The sequence below is a fragment of the Acidisphaera sp. S103 genome (genome assembly GCF_009765975.1).
In the GTDB taxonomy this organism is placed as follows: Bacteria; Pseudomonadota; Alphaproteobacteria; order Acetobacterales; family Acetobacteraceae; genus Rhodopila.
The window spans coordinates 234,917-247,592 of the sequence record NZ_LMUJ01000054.1 but is presented as its reverse complement, the minus strand read 5'-3'; the positions used below and the strand labels follow the sequence as shown (position 1 = coordinate 247,592).

The 12,676-nt window shown below is 64.2% G+C and carries 11 protein-coding genes; 9 read left to right on the top strand and 2 right to left on the bottom strand.

Going from position 1 to position 12,676, the window contains the following annotated elements; all coding sequences use genetic code 11:
* Positions 1-20: 20 nt before the first annotated feature.
* The 4 genes from hflK to GSQ89_RS17455 all read left to right on the top strand — a co-directional run bounded on the left by hflK (position 21) and on the right by GSQ89_RS17455 (position 4,791).
* The gene (gene hflK, locus GSQ89_RS17470) at positions 21-1,337 is read left to right on the top strand and encodes an FtsH protease activity modulator HflK (RefSeq protein ID WP_158927501.1); all 1,317 of its coding nucleotides are present in this window, start codon (positions 21-23) and stop codon (positions 1,335-1,337) included.
* Entirely contained in the window at positions 1,334-2,233 is a 900-nt protein-coding gene (gene hflC / locus GSQ89_RS17465; RefSeq protein ID WP_158927499.1) for a protease modulator HflC, read from the top strand. The genes hflK and hflC overlap by 4 nt, the downstream gene beginning before the upstream one ends.
* Positions 2,234-2,327: 94 nt before the next feature.
* The gene (locus GSQ89_RS17460) at positions 2,328-3,869 is read left to right on the top strand and encodes a DegQ family serine endoprotease (RefSeq protein ID WP_158927497.1); all 1,542 of its coding nucleotides are present in this window, start codon (positions 2,328-2,330) and stop codon (positions 3,867-3,869) included.
* A gap of 82 nt (positions 3,870-3,951) precedes the next feature.
* Positions 3,952-4,791 carry an amidohydrolase gene (locus tag GSQ89_RS17455; RefSeq protein WP_371734271.1) on the top strand — a complete coding sequence of 280 codons (840 nt, stop codon included), beginning with the start codon at positions 3,952-3,954 and terminating at the stop codon, positions 4,789-4,791.
* 101 nt (positions 4,792-4,892) lie between these two features.
* On the opposite strand, the gene GSQ89_RS17450 is transcribed toward GSQ89_RS17455, so the two are convergent.
* Complete coding sequence (locus GSQ89_RS17450) at positions 4,893-6,320, bottom strand: MFS transporter (RefSeq protein ID WP_158927495.1); 1,428 nt, start codon at positions 6,318-6,320, stop codon at positions 4,893-4,895.
* 256 nt (positions 6,321-6,576) lie between these two features.
* On the opposite strand from GSQ89_RS17450, the gene GSQ89_RS17445 reads away from it, so the two are divergent.
* The gene (locus GSQ89_RS17445) at positions 6,577-6,909 is read left to right on the top strand and encodes a hypothetical protein (RefSeq protein ID WP_158927493.1); all 333 of its coding nucleotides are present in this window, start codon (positions 6,577-6,579) and stop codon (positions 6,907-6,909) included.
* Between the two features lie 94 nt (positions 6,910-7,003).
* Here GSQ89_RS17445 and serB read toward each other — a convergent pair whose 3' ends face one another.
* Positions 7,004-7,879, bottom strand: coding sequence for a phosphoserine phosphatase SerB (gene serB, locus GSQ89_RS17440; protein WP_158927491.1), 876 nt, complete (start codon positions 7,877-7,879; stop codon positions 7,004-7,006).
* A gap of 33 nt (positions 7,880-7,912) precedes the next feature.
* Here serB and miaA point away from each other — a divergent pair, with 33 nt between their 5' ends.
* The 4 genes from miaA (at position 7,913) to ilvC (ending at position 12,386) form a co-directional block, all read left to right on the top strand.
* Entirely contained in the window at positions 7,913-8,893 is a 981-nt protein-coding gene (gene miaA, locus GSQ89_RS17435) for a tRNA (adenosine(37)-N6)-dimethylallyltransferase MiaA (RefSeq protein ID WP_158927489.1), read from the top strand.
* 57 nt (positions 8,894-8,950) lie between these two features.
* On the top strand, positions 8,951-10,729 hold the full coding sequence (locus GSQ89_RS17430) for an acetolactate synthase 3 large subunit (protein WP_158927487.1): 1,779 nt from the start codon (positions 8,951-8,953) through the stop codon (positions 10,727-10,729).
* Positions 10,730-10,819: 90 nt separating this feature from the next.
* Complete coding sequence (gene ilvN / locus GSQ89_RS17425) at positions 10,820-11,338, top strand: acetolactate synthase small subunit (protein WP_158927485.1); 519 nt, start codon at positions 10,820-10,822, stop codon at positions 11,336-11,338.
* A 28-nt stretch (positions 11,339-11,366) separates the two neighbouring features.
* Complete coding sequence (gene ilvC, locus GSQ89_RS17420) at positions 11,367-12,386, top strand: ketol-acid reductoisomerase (RefSeq protein ID WP_158927477.1); 1,020 nt, start codon at positions 11,367-11,369, stop codon at positions 12,384-12,386.
* The last annotated feature ends 290 nt before the right edge of the window (positions 12,387-12,676 follow it).

Here is a 12,676-nt window from a genome sequence, read left to right as displayed (position 1 = left end):
TCGACAGGAGCCATCCTTATATGCCTTGGAACAACGGCGGTCCCGGACCCTGGGGCAACCCGCCAGGCTCATCGGGCGGAGACAGCGACAAGAAGCCGACCCAGGGGCCATGGGGCAACAAGGGCGCGAACGACGGTGGTTCGGAACGGCCGAACGGCGACGGCAAGCCAAGCGGCCAGCGTCCCGGCGGCCCGTTCGGCGGTGGCGGCGGTCCTTTCGGCGGCGGCCCGTTCCGCGGCGGCAACGCGCCTGACCTGGATAAGCTGATCGCCCAGGCTCAGGGTTACATTCGCGGCCTGATGGGCGGCGGTGGCGGCGGGTCAGGTAGCGGTGGTGGCCTTGGCGGTCTCGCCAACGGCCGCGGCCTGATTTTCCTGCTGCTGCTGGTGGTCGTGCTGTGGGTCGGCAGCGGCTTCTACCGTGTGCAGCCAGACGAGCAGGGCGTGGTGCTGCGCTTCGGCGCCTACACATATTGGACTCCGCCGGGCCTGCATTGGCATGTGCCGTGGCCGGTGGAATCGGTGGAGCTTCCGACCGTCACCCGCATCAACCGCACCGAGATCGGCTATCGCTCCGCGCCCGGCGGCAACGTCGAAACGGGCCAGGATGCCGCCGGCCGTGACGTCCAGGCCGAAAGCCTGATGCTGACCGGCGACGAGAACATCATCGACATCGACGTCGCCATATTCTGGCGCGTCAACGACGCCGCGGCATTCCTGTTCAACACCGCCAATCCGGAAACGCTGGTCCGCGCGGTGGCTGAAAGCTCCATGCGCGAAGTCATCGGCCGCACGCCGATTCAGCCCGCATTGGGCCCGTTGCGTGCCCAGATCGAGGCCGATGTCTTCAAGCAGACCCAGGAAATCCTGGACCGCTACAAGGCGGGCGTGGAGATCACTGAAGTGCAGCTTCAGAAGGTCGATGTCCCGGCCGCCGTGACCGAAAGCTTTGTGGACGTGCGGCGCGCCAACACGGATGCCGAACGCATGCGGAACGAGGCTGACTCGTACCGCAACGACATCGTCCCGCGCGCCCGTGGTGACGCGGCCCGCATCGTCGCCGAGGGACAAGGCGCCAAGGCTGCCGCCATCGCCCAGGCAAACGGCCAGGCGCAGCAATTCGACAGCGTGTTGAAGGCCTATCAGACGGCCAAGGATGTCACGCTACGCCGGATGTATCTGGACACGATGGAGGATGTGCTGGCGCATTCCCAGCCGCTGATCGTGGACGACAAGCTGAAGGGCCTGGTGCCGTTCCTGCCGCTGAACGTGCCGCCGCCGGCACCTAAAGCGCCCGTCGCCCCAGCGTCTTCCGCCGGCGTAGGAGCAGGCCGATGAACCGGATCATGATCGCCGGCGCCGCCTTGCTGGTGGTGCTCGTCCTTATCGCCAACGGCAGCCTGTTCACCGTGTCGCAGACCGAACAGGCGCTCGTCGTCCAGTTCGGCAAGGTCGTGCGGGTGATCGAGACCCCTGGCCTACATGCCAAGTGGCCTATTGCGCAGAACGTCATCACCCTGGACAAACGCCTGCTGGCCGTCGACCTGCCGGGCGAAGAGGTGATCCTGGGCGACCAGACCCGCATGAGCATCGACACGTTCACCGTGTTCCGCATCAGCGATCCGCTGCGTTTCTACCAGGCCATCGGGCCGATCCCGGAGAACATTCGCGGCCGGCTGAACTCGGTTGTCACCGGCAGCCTGCGACGCGTTCTTGGCAACGACAAGCTCCTGGACGTTCTCTCGGCCGATCGGGATCGCATCATGTCCACGATCGACGGCCAGGTGAACACCGAGATGCAGCCCTTCGGCGTTTCCATCGTGGACGTGCGCATCCGCCGCGCCGACCTGCCGCAGGAGAACACGGATGCTATCTTGTCGCGGATGAAATCGGAACGTCAGCGGATCGCCGCCCAGGCCCGAGCGGAGGGGGCCGAGGCGTCGCAGAAGATCAAGGCCGATGCCGAACGCGAACGCACGGTGCTGGTCGCCGACGCCAAAGCCACGGCGGACAAGCTGCGCGGCGAAGGCGAGGCCGGGGCGACCACGATCTACGCCAAGGCGTTCGGCCAGGATCCTGCGTTCTTCTCGATCTGGCGGACATTGCAGGGTTATCACGACATTTTCGACAGCGGCGCGGCGCGTCTGGTCGTCAGCCCGGACAACGACTACCTGAAATATCTCCAGGCCCCGCCGCCACCGCCGGATTCACCGCAACCGGCCCCATCACGATAAGGAATCGCGCGATAACCGGCGTGTGTTTCGCTGGATAAGTTGCTAGCCTGTGGACTTCAAACCATCCGCGGTCAATTCGCCAGGAAGATCGATCATGCGCTTGTTTCGCTCCACCGTAGCCCGCGCCGCCCTGCTCGGTGTGTCTTTTGCGCTGGTGACCCCGGCGCTGCCACTGATACAACCGGCCGCCGCACGCTCCGCCCCCGAGAGTTTCGCGGACCTGGCCGCCAAACTGCTGCCCGCCGTCGTCAACGTGTCGTCGACGCAGACCATTTCCGCCAAGAACGGCAATGTCGGCCCGGAAATGCCGCTGTTCCCACCCGGATCGCCGTTCGAGCAGTTCTTCAAGGACTTCCTGAACCGCAACCACCAGGGCCAGGGCCAGGGCGGCAACGGTGGCGGTGACGACAGCCAGCCGGCGCCCGTGCGGCGGGCGCAAAGCCTCGGGTCGGGCTTCATCATCGATCCGGCGGGCTATGTGGTCACCAACAACCATGTCATCGAGGGCGCCGATGAGGTTTCCGTTACCCTGCAGGACGGCACTGTCCTGAAGGCCACGATCGTCGGCAAAGACGAAAGCGGCGACCTGGCGTTGCTGAAGGTGAAATCCGACAAACCCCTGCCGACGGTGGAGTTCGGCGATTCGAGCGCATCCCGTGTCGGCGACTGGGTGCTGGCGATCGGCAACCCGTTCGGATTGGGCGGCACGGTCACCGCCGGCATCGTCTCAGCCCGTGGCCGGGATATCCATCAGGGCCAGTACGACGACTTCATCCAGACCGACGCAGCCATCAACCGCGGCAATTCGGGCGGTCCGCTGTTCAACATGGACGGCCAGGTGATCGGCATCAACACCGCGATCTTCTCGCCGTCGGGCGGGTCGATCGGCATCGGCTTCTCCATCCCGTCCAACATGGCGAAGCTCACCATTGCGCAGTTGAAGCAGTACGGACATGCCCGCCGCGGCTGGCTGGGCGTGAAAATCCAGCAGGTGACGCCGGATATCGCCGAAAGCCTGGGACTGAAGGACGCCTCCGGCGCGATGGTCGCCGGCCTGACCAACGGCGGCCCGGCCGAGAAGGCGAAAATCCACAACGGCGACATCATCCTGAAGTTCGACGGCCAGGACGTGAAGGAGATGCACAACCTGCCGCGTATCGTGGCGGACACCGATGTGGGCAAGGAAGTGCCGGTAGTCCTATGGCGTGACGGTAAGGAAGTCACTGTCCAGACCACGCTGGCGGAGCGGCCGCCCGACGCGCAGCTCGCTTCCACCGACGCCACCAAACCGGTGGATGCCACCAAGCCGACCGACATCGCTGGACTGGGGCTGAAGGTCGCGCCGGTCAGCCAGGACCTGAAGGACAAATATCAGCTTCAGGACGGCCAGAAGGGCGTCGTCATCACCGATGTATCCCCGAACACGCCGGCCTCGGACCGCGGCCTGAAGCCGGGCGACGTCATCATGGAAGTGCAACAGGGCGAGGTTGCCTCGCCTGGCGACGTGGAAAAGCAGGTCGACGCCGCACGCAAGGCCGACCGCAAGTTCGTGCTGATGCTGATCCAGCGCGAGGGCGGCGAGCAATACGTCCCGCTGTCGTTGTCCAAGGACAGCAAGGACAAGCAACCCGGATAGCACGGCTGGTCCGGTCGAAAGGCCGGACCAATGACGCCACGAAAGCGGGACACACCGTCGGAAAACCAGGGGTGGGGAAACCATAGCTACGATCGATGCTCAGGTTCACGCATACGAACGCAACCATCCTGGTCGCCCCTGGGCCGGCTTTCTCCACGGTCCCGCCGAGGTAACAGGCGATGACATGGTCGCCGCCATGGACGAAGTCGGTGTCGATGGCGCACTGCTGGTTTCGCCGTTCTCTATGTATCGGTACGATGCCAGTTACGCGCTTGATGTGCATGCTGCCCATCCCGGGCGGTTCGGGCTGATCAAGCCGGTGGACCCGGCCGATCCCGCCGTGGCCGATACGATCGCCGATTGGGCGTCGATCAAAGGCACTGTCGCGATCCGCATCATGATGCGCGATGGCGTTGCCACCGATGCCGCCGATCCCGGGCTGAACCGCGTCCTGGCCGCCGCCGCCCGGCATTCATTGCCGGTCAACTTGCTGTGCTGGGGGCGCCTGGAGCAAGCCGGACATCTCGCCGCCCGCAACCCCGACACGCAACTGGTCATCGACCACCTCGGACTGCAACAGCCGTTCGAACCGCCGGCACCGGCCGCTCCGTTCGCCAATCTGCCGCGGGTGCTGGCCCTGGCGGCGCACGACAACATCGCGATCAAGATCTCCGGCGCCTGCACCCTGTCGCACGAACCCTTCCCCTACAACGACATCTGGGACCCGCTCGGCCGTATCTTCGAGGCTTTCGGTTTCGACCGCTGCATGTGGGGCACCGACTGGACAGCCGTCGGATTGCTGACGTACCAGCAGGGGGTCGAGTCGTTCCGCGTCACCGACCGGCTGTCCGACTCCGATCGGGCCGCGCTGATGGGTGATACGCTGGCGCGCGTCTATAAGTGGTCGCCGTCGAAAGCCTGATCATAGGTGCGTTTGGATTTTCGTTTCTGACCAAACCAAGACGTTTGGTGTCTCGCATAATCCCCTCGGCTACTGAAGTGCTCCACTGATTGAAGCGGCGGCTACCACGAACCGTGATGTTCCGGTATGCGCGCGATCAAGGGAGTGGCAGCAACGAGTAGCACAGCCGCCCCAACATAAATCCAGACCTGGATGCTGCCGGGGTCATCGGAACTGGCAAGGATTGTGGTGGCTATCGAGATTGTCGTGATGGATCCGATTTGAAGGCACATTGACCGTAAGGCGGCAATGGTCGAGGAACGCTCTGGTGCCAGTTGGAGACCGGCGTTGCGGCAGGCCGGGTTAATCATGCCACTGCCGGCACCAATAAGGAAAGCGGCGCCAGCCAGCCACATATACGGCGAAATACCAGCCACCGGGTGACTGGCTAGCAGCAGGATTCCGATGGTAATTGTTCCGACGCCAACATATATTGGCGGCCGATGGCCGGTGCGTCGCAGCGCAAACGCAGCCGCGATCGATATTCCGAATGCGGCGATGCCCTGGGCGATAAGCAATGTGCCGGAGCCAAGCGCGTCAATGCCGTAACGATTGGTCGCGTAGAGCGGGATCAACGCCACCACGCCGAACGTAACGCCGCCGAACAGTCCGTTGACCAGGTTGACCGGACCGAAACCTGACCCATAGATCAGGTTTGGCGCGATGAACGGATGTGCCGATTGTTTGATGTGGCGAATGAACATCCACAGAGCGACCAGCGTGACGGCCAACAGCGCCACAAACTCGAGCGACCGTGCATGCGCATCCTTTTCACCCAGATAGCTGGCCGCGAGCATGCCAGCGAACAGGCCGGTGCCGAGCAGCGCCATGCCCCAGGCGTCCATTTTCGGGGGTGCTGTTCCGCGGTCTCGCGGTTTATCCGGCGGAATGTAGTGCAGTGCCAGCACGATGATCGCCAGGCCGATTGGCACGTTGACCAAAAACACGCCCCTCCAGGTCCAGTACGTCACGAACACGCCACCGAATATGGGGCCGATCATCGCACCGATCGGGAAGATACTGCCGAACAGGCTGACCGCGCGATCGCGTGCGCCACCGAAATGATCCACGATGATTCCGGTCGCTGAGGGGGTGAAGCCGGCTCCGCCAGCCGCCTGTACCGCGCGCAAGGCGATCAGCACATAGATATTGTCGGTGAACCCGCAGAGCAGCGACGCGACGGTGAAGGCAACGACCGAACCGAGAAACGTTCTTCGGCGGCCGTATTGCTCGCTGAGCTTGCCGCTGACCGGCAGCATCAGCACAAACCCGAACGAGTAGGCCGTGATGGTCCATCCTGCCCAATTGATCGACGTTCGCAGCCCGTGCTGCAAGGCATGCAGTGCCGTCGCAACGATTGTCGTATCGACCGACATCATAAACAATGTGAGAGCGACCGTCGCAAAGATCATTACGCGATTTGCGCGCGGCCGCTTCCCGGCAAGAGCCAACAATTCGTCGGCCCCACCAGCATCATGCCGGTCGTTCATTTTCCGTTATCCTAAAAGTGGGCGGGGACGGCATCGTACGCCAAGACTCCAGCCAGCGATATTGGGTGCGCCGCATGATTTCCCAGAAATCGCCCGCTCAGCGAAAACGTAAGATACGCACATCAAAATCCGCCCGCTGATTTTGCGAGGCTTTTCCGATGCAAGTTTCTGAGGCAAAAATCCGGCCCAGCCCCGTGCGCGCAGTCGCGTAGGCTGGAAGTGCTACGATGGAACCGGGAAGCAAAAGGAGGATGCGATGGAGGAAGGCGCGCGCGGCATACAGCTCGCGATTGCCGCTTACGATCGGGTGATGGAGGGGGCGGACATGCGCGCCTCCGTGCTCACGCTCGCGGCGGGTCAGTGCGTGCCCTGGCACTATCACTCCACCATCACCGACAGCTTCGTCTGCCTGGAAGGACCCATGGAAGTGGAGACGCGTGCGCCACGCGCCGTGCATCGCCTTATCCCCGGGCAGCGTTGCGAGGTGGCACCGAAGACCGCACACACCGTCCACGGGGTGGATGGCGGGCCCTGCAAGTTTCTGCTGATGCAAGGGGTGGGGGTGTACGACAACGTGGCGGTCGGCTAGGTGCGAAACGCGCCCGCGTCGAAACCTGGCCCATCGGCGCTTATCCGACTGGGTGGTCATGGGTTCTACCGGTGATGGTGGAAGCTCTCCCCATTCACTCAGCGACGAACGCAGATGCCGGGTACCCTTGAGCGAACAGCAACGCCCGCAGATTGGCATGATCGACCCTGGCCCGAGCCTCTTTCGCCACAATCGGCTTGGCATGGAACGCCACGCCCAACCCGGCTGCGCGCAGCATGTCCAGGTCGTTCGCACCGTCACCCACCGCCAGGGTCGCATGCAGCTTGACCCCGCGTTGGGCGGCCAACTCGTTCAACGCCGTCAGCTTGCTGTCGCGATCCAGGATCGGCTCCGCCACCTGCCCGGTCAGGGCCGCGCCGTCATCTAGCAGCACGTTCGACCGATGCACGTCGAACCCCAGTTCGGCCGCCACCTTGCCGGTGAAGAAGGTGAACCCACCCGAGACCAGCGCAGTCAACGCTCCCTTCGCCCGCATCGTCGCCACCAGTTCGCGCGCACCCGGGGTCAGCCGTATCTGCTCCCAGGTTTTCTCCAGCGCGCCAACGTCGAGTCCCTTCAGCATCCCCACGCGTTCGCGTAGCGCGGCCTTGAAATCCAGTTCCCCGTTCATCGCCCGCTTGGTGATGGCGGCGATTTTCTCGCCCAGGCCGGCGAACCCGGCCAGTTCGTCCAACGTCTCGCCAGTGATGATGGTGCTGTCCATGTCCGCGATCAGCACCGCCTTGCGCCGGCCACGCGGCTTGGTCTCGATCGCATCCACGGGCTTATCTCCCAGCGCCGCCCGCAGCGCGGCATGGTCGAGCGGCACTGACAGCGGGATATCCGCCGCCTCTCCGGGTGACAGTACAACCGGCGGCGCACCCCGAACGGCGTTGCGAATCTGGTTGAGCAGGGCAGGAGTCAGACTGGTCGCCTCGCGCTGGGCAACGACGGTGAGTATAGTGGTCATGGTCGGCCGGAACCTGACAGCGCCCGGAGTGCCATGCAAGAGAACGAACACACGAAGACCACTCTGCCCAGGGCGCTGATCGTTGCCGGCCCCACCGCCAGCGGCAAATCCGCCCTAGCCATCGCCATCGCCGAACGCCTGAACGGCACGATCATCAACACCGACTCGATGCAGGTGTATCGGGAGCTGCGGGTCCTGACCGCCCGTCCCACCCAGGATGAGGAAGCCCGGGTTCCCCACCGCCTTTACGGCACCCGCCCCGCCGCCGAGGCCGGTAGCGTCGCCTGGTGGCGCGATCAGGCCCTGTCCGCCATGGACGAAGCCCAAGCGGCCGGCCGCCTGCCGATCCTGACCGGCGGATCCGGGATGTATTTCGCTGCCCTGACCGACGGGCTGGCCGACATTCCAGATCCCGGCCCGGATGCCCGAGCCGAAGCTCGCCGCCTGCTTGCCGAACAAGGCCCGGCTGCCCTGCATGCCAGCCTGACCCATGTCGATCCCGCCACCGCCGCGCGCCTGAAACCCGAGGACAGCCAGCGCATCGCTCGTGCCTGGGAAGTTTGGCGCGGCACCGGCCTCGGCCTGGCCGCCTGGCAGAACCGCCGAAGCAAACCCGCCCCGTGGTGCTTCACCGCCATCCTGCTCGACCCGCCGCGCGATGCCCTGCGCGCCGCCATCGCGACCCGCTTCGAGGCGATGTTGCGCGACGGCGCGTTGGAGGAAGTGCGCAGCTTGCTGACCCTGAACCTGGACCCCAGCCTGCCGGCGATGCGCGCCCACGGCGCCCCCGAACTATCCGCCTACCTGCGAGGAACCCTGTCCCTGCAGGACGCCGGCCGCCGCACCGAACTGATCACCGGCCAGTACACCAAGCGCCAGGCAACCTGGTTTCGCCACCACGAACTCGCACCCCAGACCCGCGTACACACGATAAATGCGCGATTTTCATCTATCACGCAATTTTCGGAAAGAGAATGTGCCGATTTATTCACGTTTATTGAAACCGAGGGTTGACCCCGTCCATCAGGCAGCCTATCCGTCCGCCCCTATTCAGCAACAGGAGCCGGACAAATGTCGGCGGAATGGACTCAGTCGGGAGCAGAAATCCTTCTACGTGCCCTCAAGGATCAGGGCGTAGAGGTTATTTTCGGCTATCCCGGCGGTGCCGTACTGCCGATCTATGACGCCCTGTTCAAACAGAACGCGATCCGCCACGTGCTGGTGCGCCAGGAAGGCGGCGCCGTTCATGCGGCCGAGGGCTATGCTCGCTCCACCGGAAAGGTCGGCGTGGTCCTGGTCACCTCCGGTCCCGGCGCGACCAATGCGGTCACCGGCCTGGTCGATGCGCTAATGGACAGCATCCCGGTGGTTTGCCTGACAGGCCAGGTGCCGACGCACCTGATCGGCAACGACGCTTTCCAGGAAGCCGACACCACCGGAATCACCCGGCCGGCCACCAAGCACAATTATCTGGTCAAGCGCGCCGAGGACCTCGCCCGCGTGGTGCATGAGGCGTTCTATGTCGCCCGCAGCGGCCGCCCCGGCCCGGTGGTGATCGACCTGCCCAAGGACATCGTCATCAACCCGGCCCCGTACGCGGAACCGGCGGTCCAGCATCCCAGCTACCGGCCGCGCACCGAACCCGACCTGGGGCAGATCGCCAAGGCCGTCACGCTGATGAAGCAGGCGAAGCGGCCGATGATCTATGCCGGCGGCGGGGTCATCAACGCCGGCCCCGCGGCCTCGGAAGCATTGACCAAGCTGGCTCGGATCACCGGCTTTCCCATCACCAACACGCTGATGGGCCTCGGCTGCTACCCCGCCAGCGATCCGCAGTTTCTCGGCATGCTGGGGATGCACGGCACCTACGAGGCCAACCTCGCGATGCATGGCTGCGACATGCTGCTGGCCATCGGCGCCCGCTTCGATGATCGGGTGACCGGCCGCCTGAACGCCTTCAGCCAGCACTCGCAGAAAATCCACATCGATATCGACGGCTCGTCGATCAACAAGAACGTGCCGGTGGAGGTGCCGATCATCGCCGACGCCGGCAAGGCGCTGAATGCTCTGCTGGCAGCGTGGCAGGCCAGCGACGAGCCTACCGACAAGCCGGCGCTGGCATCCTGGTGGCGCCAGATCGACGAATGGCGGGGCAAGCAGTCCCTGAAGTTCACCCAGGACATGCAGCGCGGCGGCATCATCAAGCCGCAATACGCCATTCAGCGCCTGTTCGAGATCACCCGAGCACGCGGCAAGGAAGTGTTCATCACGACGGAAGTCGGGCAGCACCAGATGTGGGCCGCTCAGCACTTTCATTTCGAACAACCGAACCACTGGATGACGTCCGGCGGCCTCGGCACTATGGGCTATGGCCTGCCCGCCGCGATGGGGGTGCAGATCGCCCATCCCGATGCCTGCGTGATCGACATCGCCGGCGAAGCCTCGATCCTGATGAACATCCAGGAAATGGGCACGCTGGCGCAGTATCGGCTGCCGGTGAAAGTGTTCATCCTGAACAACCAGTATATGGGCATGGTGCGGCAGTGGCAGGAACTGCTGCACGGCAGCCGTTACTCGGAAACCTACTCCGCCGCGCTGCCTGATTTCGTCAAGCTGGCGGACGCGTTCCACGCCACCGGCATGCGGGCGCACTCAGTGGACGAACTGGATAGCGTCATCAACGCCATGCTGGATTGCCCCACCGCCGTTATCGCCGACATCGCCGTGGATCAGGCGGAGAATTGCTTCCCGATGATCCCCAGCGGCGCGGCGCATAACGAGATGCTGCTGGGGCCGGAGCACGAGGCCTCCGGCGCCGGCGTCACCGATGCGGGCATGGCGCTGGTCTGATCGCGCCTGCCTCTTGCGTCTCCGGCCACGGCGGGGCATCACCCCCCGCGCGTGCTGGAAAATCCTTTCCCCCGCACTATGGTTGACGTGATGCCCACCACCACTGACACGACCCAGCGCAGCGCGACGATATCCGTCCTGGTCGACAATGAAGCCGGCATTCTGGCCCGCGTCGTCGGCCTGTTTTCCGGCCGCGGTTACAACATCGACAGCCTGACCGTCGCCCCGGTCGACGCCGGCGGCCTGTACAGCCGCATGAACATCGTCACCTCCGGCACCAGCATGGTGATCGAACAGATCAAGGCGCAGATCGACCGCCTGGTGCCGGTGCATCGCGTCGCCGATCTGACGATGGACGGCCCGCACGTCGCCCGCGAGCTGGCGTTGGTCAAGGTGATCGGTACCGGCGAACAGCGCGTGGAGGCGATGCGGATCGCCGATACGTTTCGTGCCCGTGTCGTCGATACCACGCTGGGCAGTTTCGTTTTCGAGCTGACCGGTAACACCGACAAGATCGATGCCTTCATCGAACTGATGCGCGACCTCGGCCTGGCCGAGGTTTCCCGCAGTGGCATCGCCGCGCTCGCCCGCGGTACCCGCGTTATCTGAAATCGACTTGAACAGAGGAAGAAGTACCATGCGCGTTTACTACGACCGCGATTCCGACGTGAACCTGATCAAGGGGAAGAACGTCGCCATCATCGGCTATGGCAGCCAGGGCCATGCCCATGCGCTGAACCTGAAGGACAGCGGCGTAAAGCAGCTCGCCATCGGCCTGCGCGCCGGTTCGGCTGGCATCGCCAAGGCGGAAGCCGCCGGCCTGAAGGTGATGGATCCGGCCGACGCCGCCAAATGGGCCGACGTGGTCATGGTCCTGACCCCCGACGAGGGCCAGGGCGACCTGTACCGCGACAAGCTGGGTCCCAACATGAAGTCCGGCGCCGCCCTGGCCTTCGCGCACGGACTGAACGTGCACTTCAACCTGCTGGACCCGCGCCCCGACATCGACGTGTTCATGATCGCGCCGAAGGGCCCCGGCCACACGGTGCGCAGCGAATACCAGCGTGGCGGCGGCGTCCCCTGCCTGGTGGCGGTGTCCCAGAACCCGTCCGGCAACGCCCTGGAAGTCGCACTGTCCTACGCCAGCGCCATCGGCGGCGGCCGAGCCGGCGTCATCGAGACGACCTTCAAGGAAGAATGCGAAACCGATCTGTTCGGTGAGCAGGTCGTCCTGTGCGGCGGCTTGGTCGAACTGATCAAGGGCGGCTACGAGACCCTGGTGGAAGCCGGTTACGCACCGGAAATGGCGTATTTCGAGTGCCTGCACGAAGTGAAGCTGATCGTCGACCTGATCTATGAAGGCGGCATCGCCAACATGAACTACTCGATCAGCAACACCGCCGAATATGGCGAGTATGTCTCCGGTCCGCGGATCATCAACGCTGACACCAAGGCCGAGATGAAGCGCGTGCTGGCCGATATCCAGTCCGGCCGTTTCGCCCGCGACTGGATGCTGGAGAACAAGGTGAACCAGACCAGCTTCAAGGCCACTCGCCGCCGGCTGAGCGAGCACCCGATCGAGGAAGTCGGCGCCAAGCTGCGCGCGATGATGCCGTGGATCAGCAAGAACGCGCTGGTGGACAAGACGAAGAACTAACGCTTCGTGCATAAACAAATGCTTCGATGTTGGCACTGTCGCCCAGTCCCGTCATGGCAGGCGTAGGCCTGCCATCCACGCCTTTTCCGAGACCTACACAGCAAGGCGTGGATGGCGGGCCTTCGCCCGCCATGACGATGAGAGGCCGGCGGCGTTCGCCGGACAATTCGCTTATTCCCCGGCGAGCCCTAACGCTTCAAGAGTTGCTGATTGTCATCGTAAGGACCATGACGGCGAAGCCATTTCCTGCCATCTAACACGGCTGGAAATTGGTTTCGTCGCCAGGGCAT

What these genes read in the sequence shown, in the direction of transcription:
- hflC (WP_158927499.1), top strand. Translation starts at nt 1,334, where the DNA reads ATGAACCGGATCATGATCGCCGGCGCCGCCTTGCTGGTGGTGCTCGTC.
- serB (WP_158927491.1), bottom strand. Translation starts at nt 7,879, where the DNA reads ATGACCACTATACTCACCGTCGTTGCCCAGCGCGAGGCGACCAGTCTG.
- hflK (WP_158927501.1), top strand. Translation starts at nt 21, where the DNA reads ATGCCTTGGAACAACGGCGGTCCCGGACCCTGGGGCAACCCGCCAGGC.
- GSQ89_RS17445 (WP_158927493.1), top strand. Translation starts at nt 6,577, where the DNA reads ATGGAGGAAGGCGCGCGCGGCATACAGCTCGCGATTGCCGCTTACGAT.
- ilvN (WP_158927485.1), top strand. Translation starts at nt 10,820, where the DNA reads ATGCCCACCACCACTGACACGACCCAGCGCAGCGCGACGATATCCGTC.
- GSQ89_RS17450 (WP_158927495.1), bottom strand. Translation starts at nt 6,320, where the DNA reads ATGAACGACCGGCATGATGCTGGTGGGGCCGACGAATTGTTGGCTCTT.
- GSQ89_RS17430 (WP_158927487.1), top strand. Translation starts at nt 8,951, where the DNA reads ATGTCGGCGGAATGGACTCAGTCGGGAGCAGAAATCCTTCTACGTGCC.
- miaA (WP_158927489.1), top strand. Translation starts at nt 7,913, where the DNA reads ATGCAAGAGAACGAACACACGAAGACCACTCTGCCCAGGGCGCTGATC.
- ilvC (WP_158927477.1), top strand. Translation starts at nt 11,367, where the DNA reads ATGCGCGTTTACTACGACCGCGATTCCGACGTGAACCTGATCAAGGGG.
- GSQ89_RS17460 (WP_158927497.1), top strand. Translation starts at nt 2,328, where the DNA reads ATGCGCTTGTTTCGCTCCACCGTAGCCCGCGCCGCCCTGCTCGGTGTG.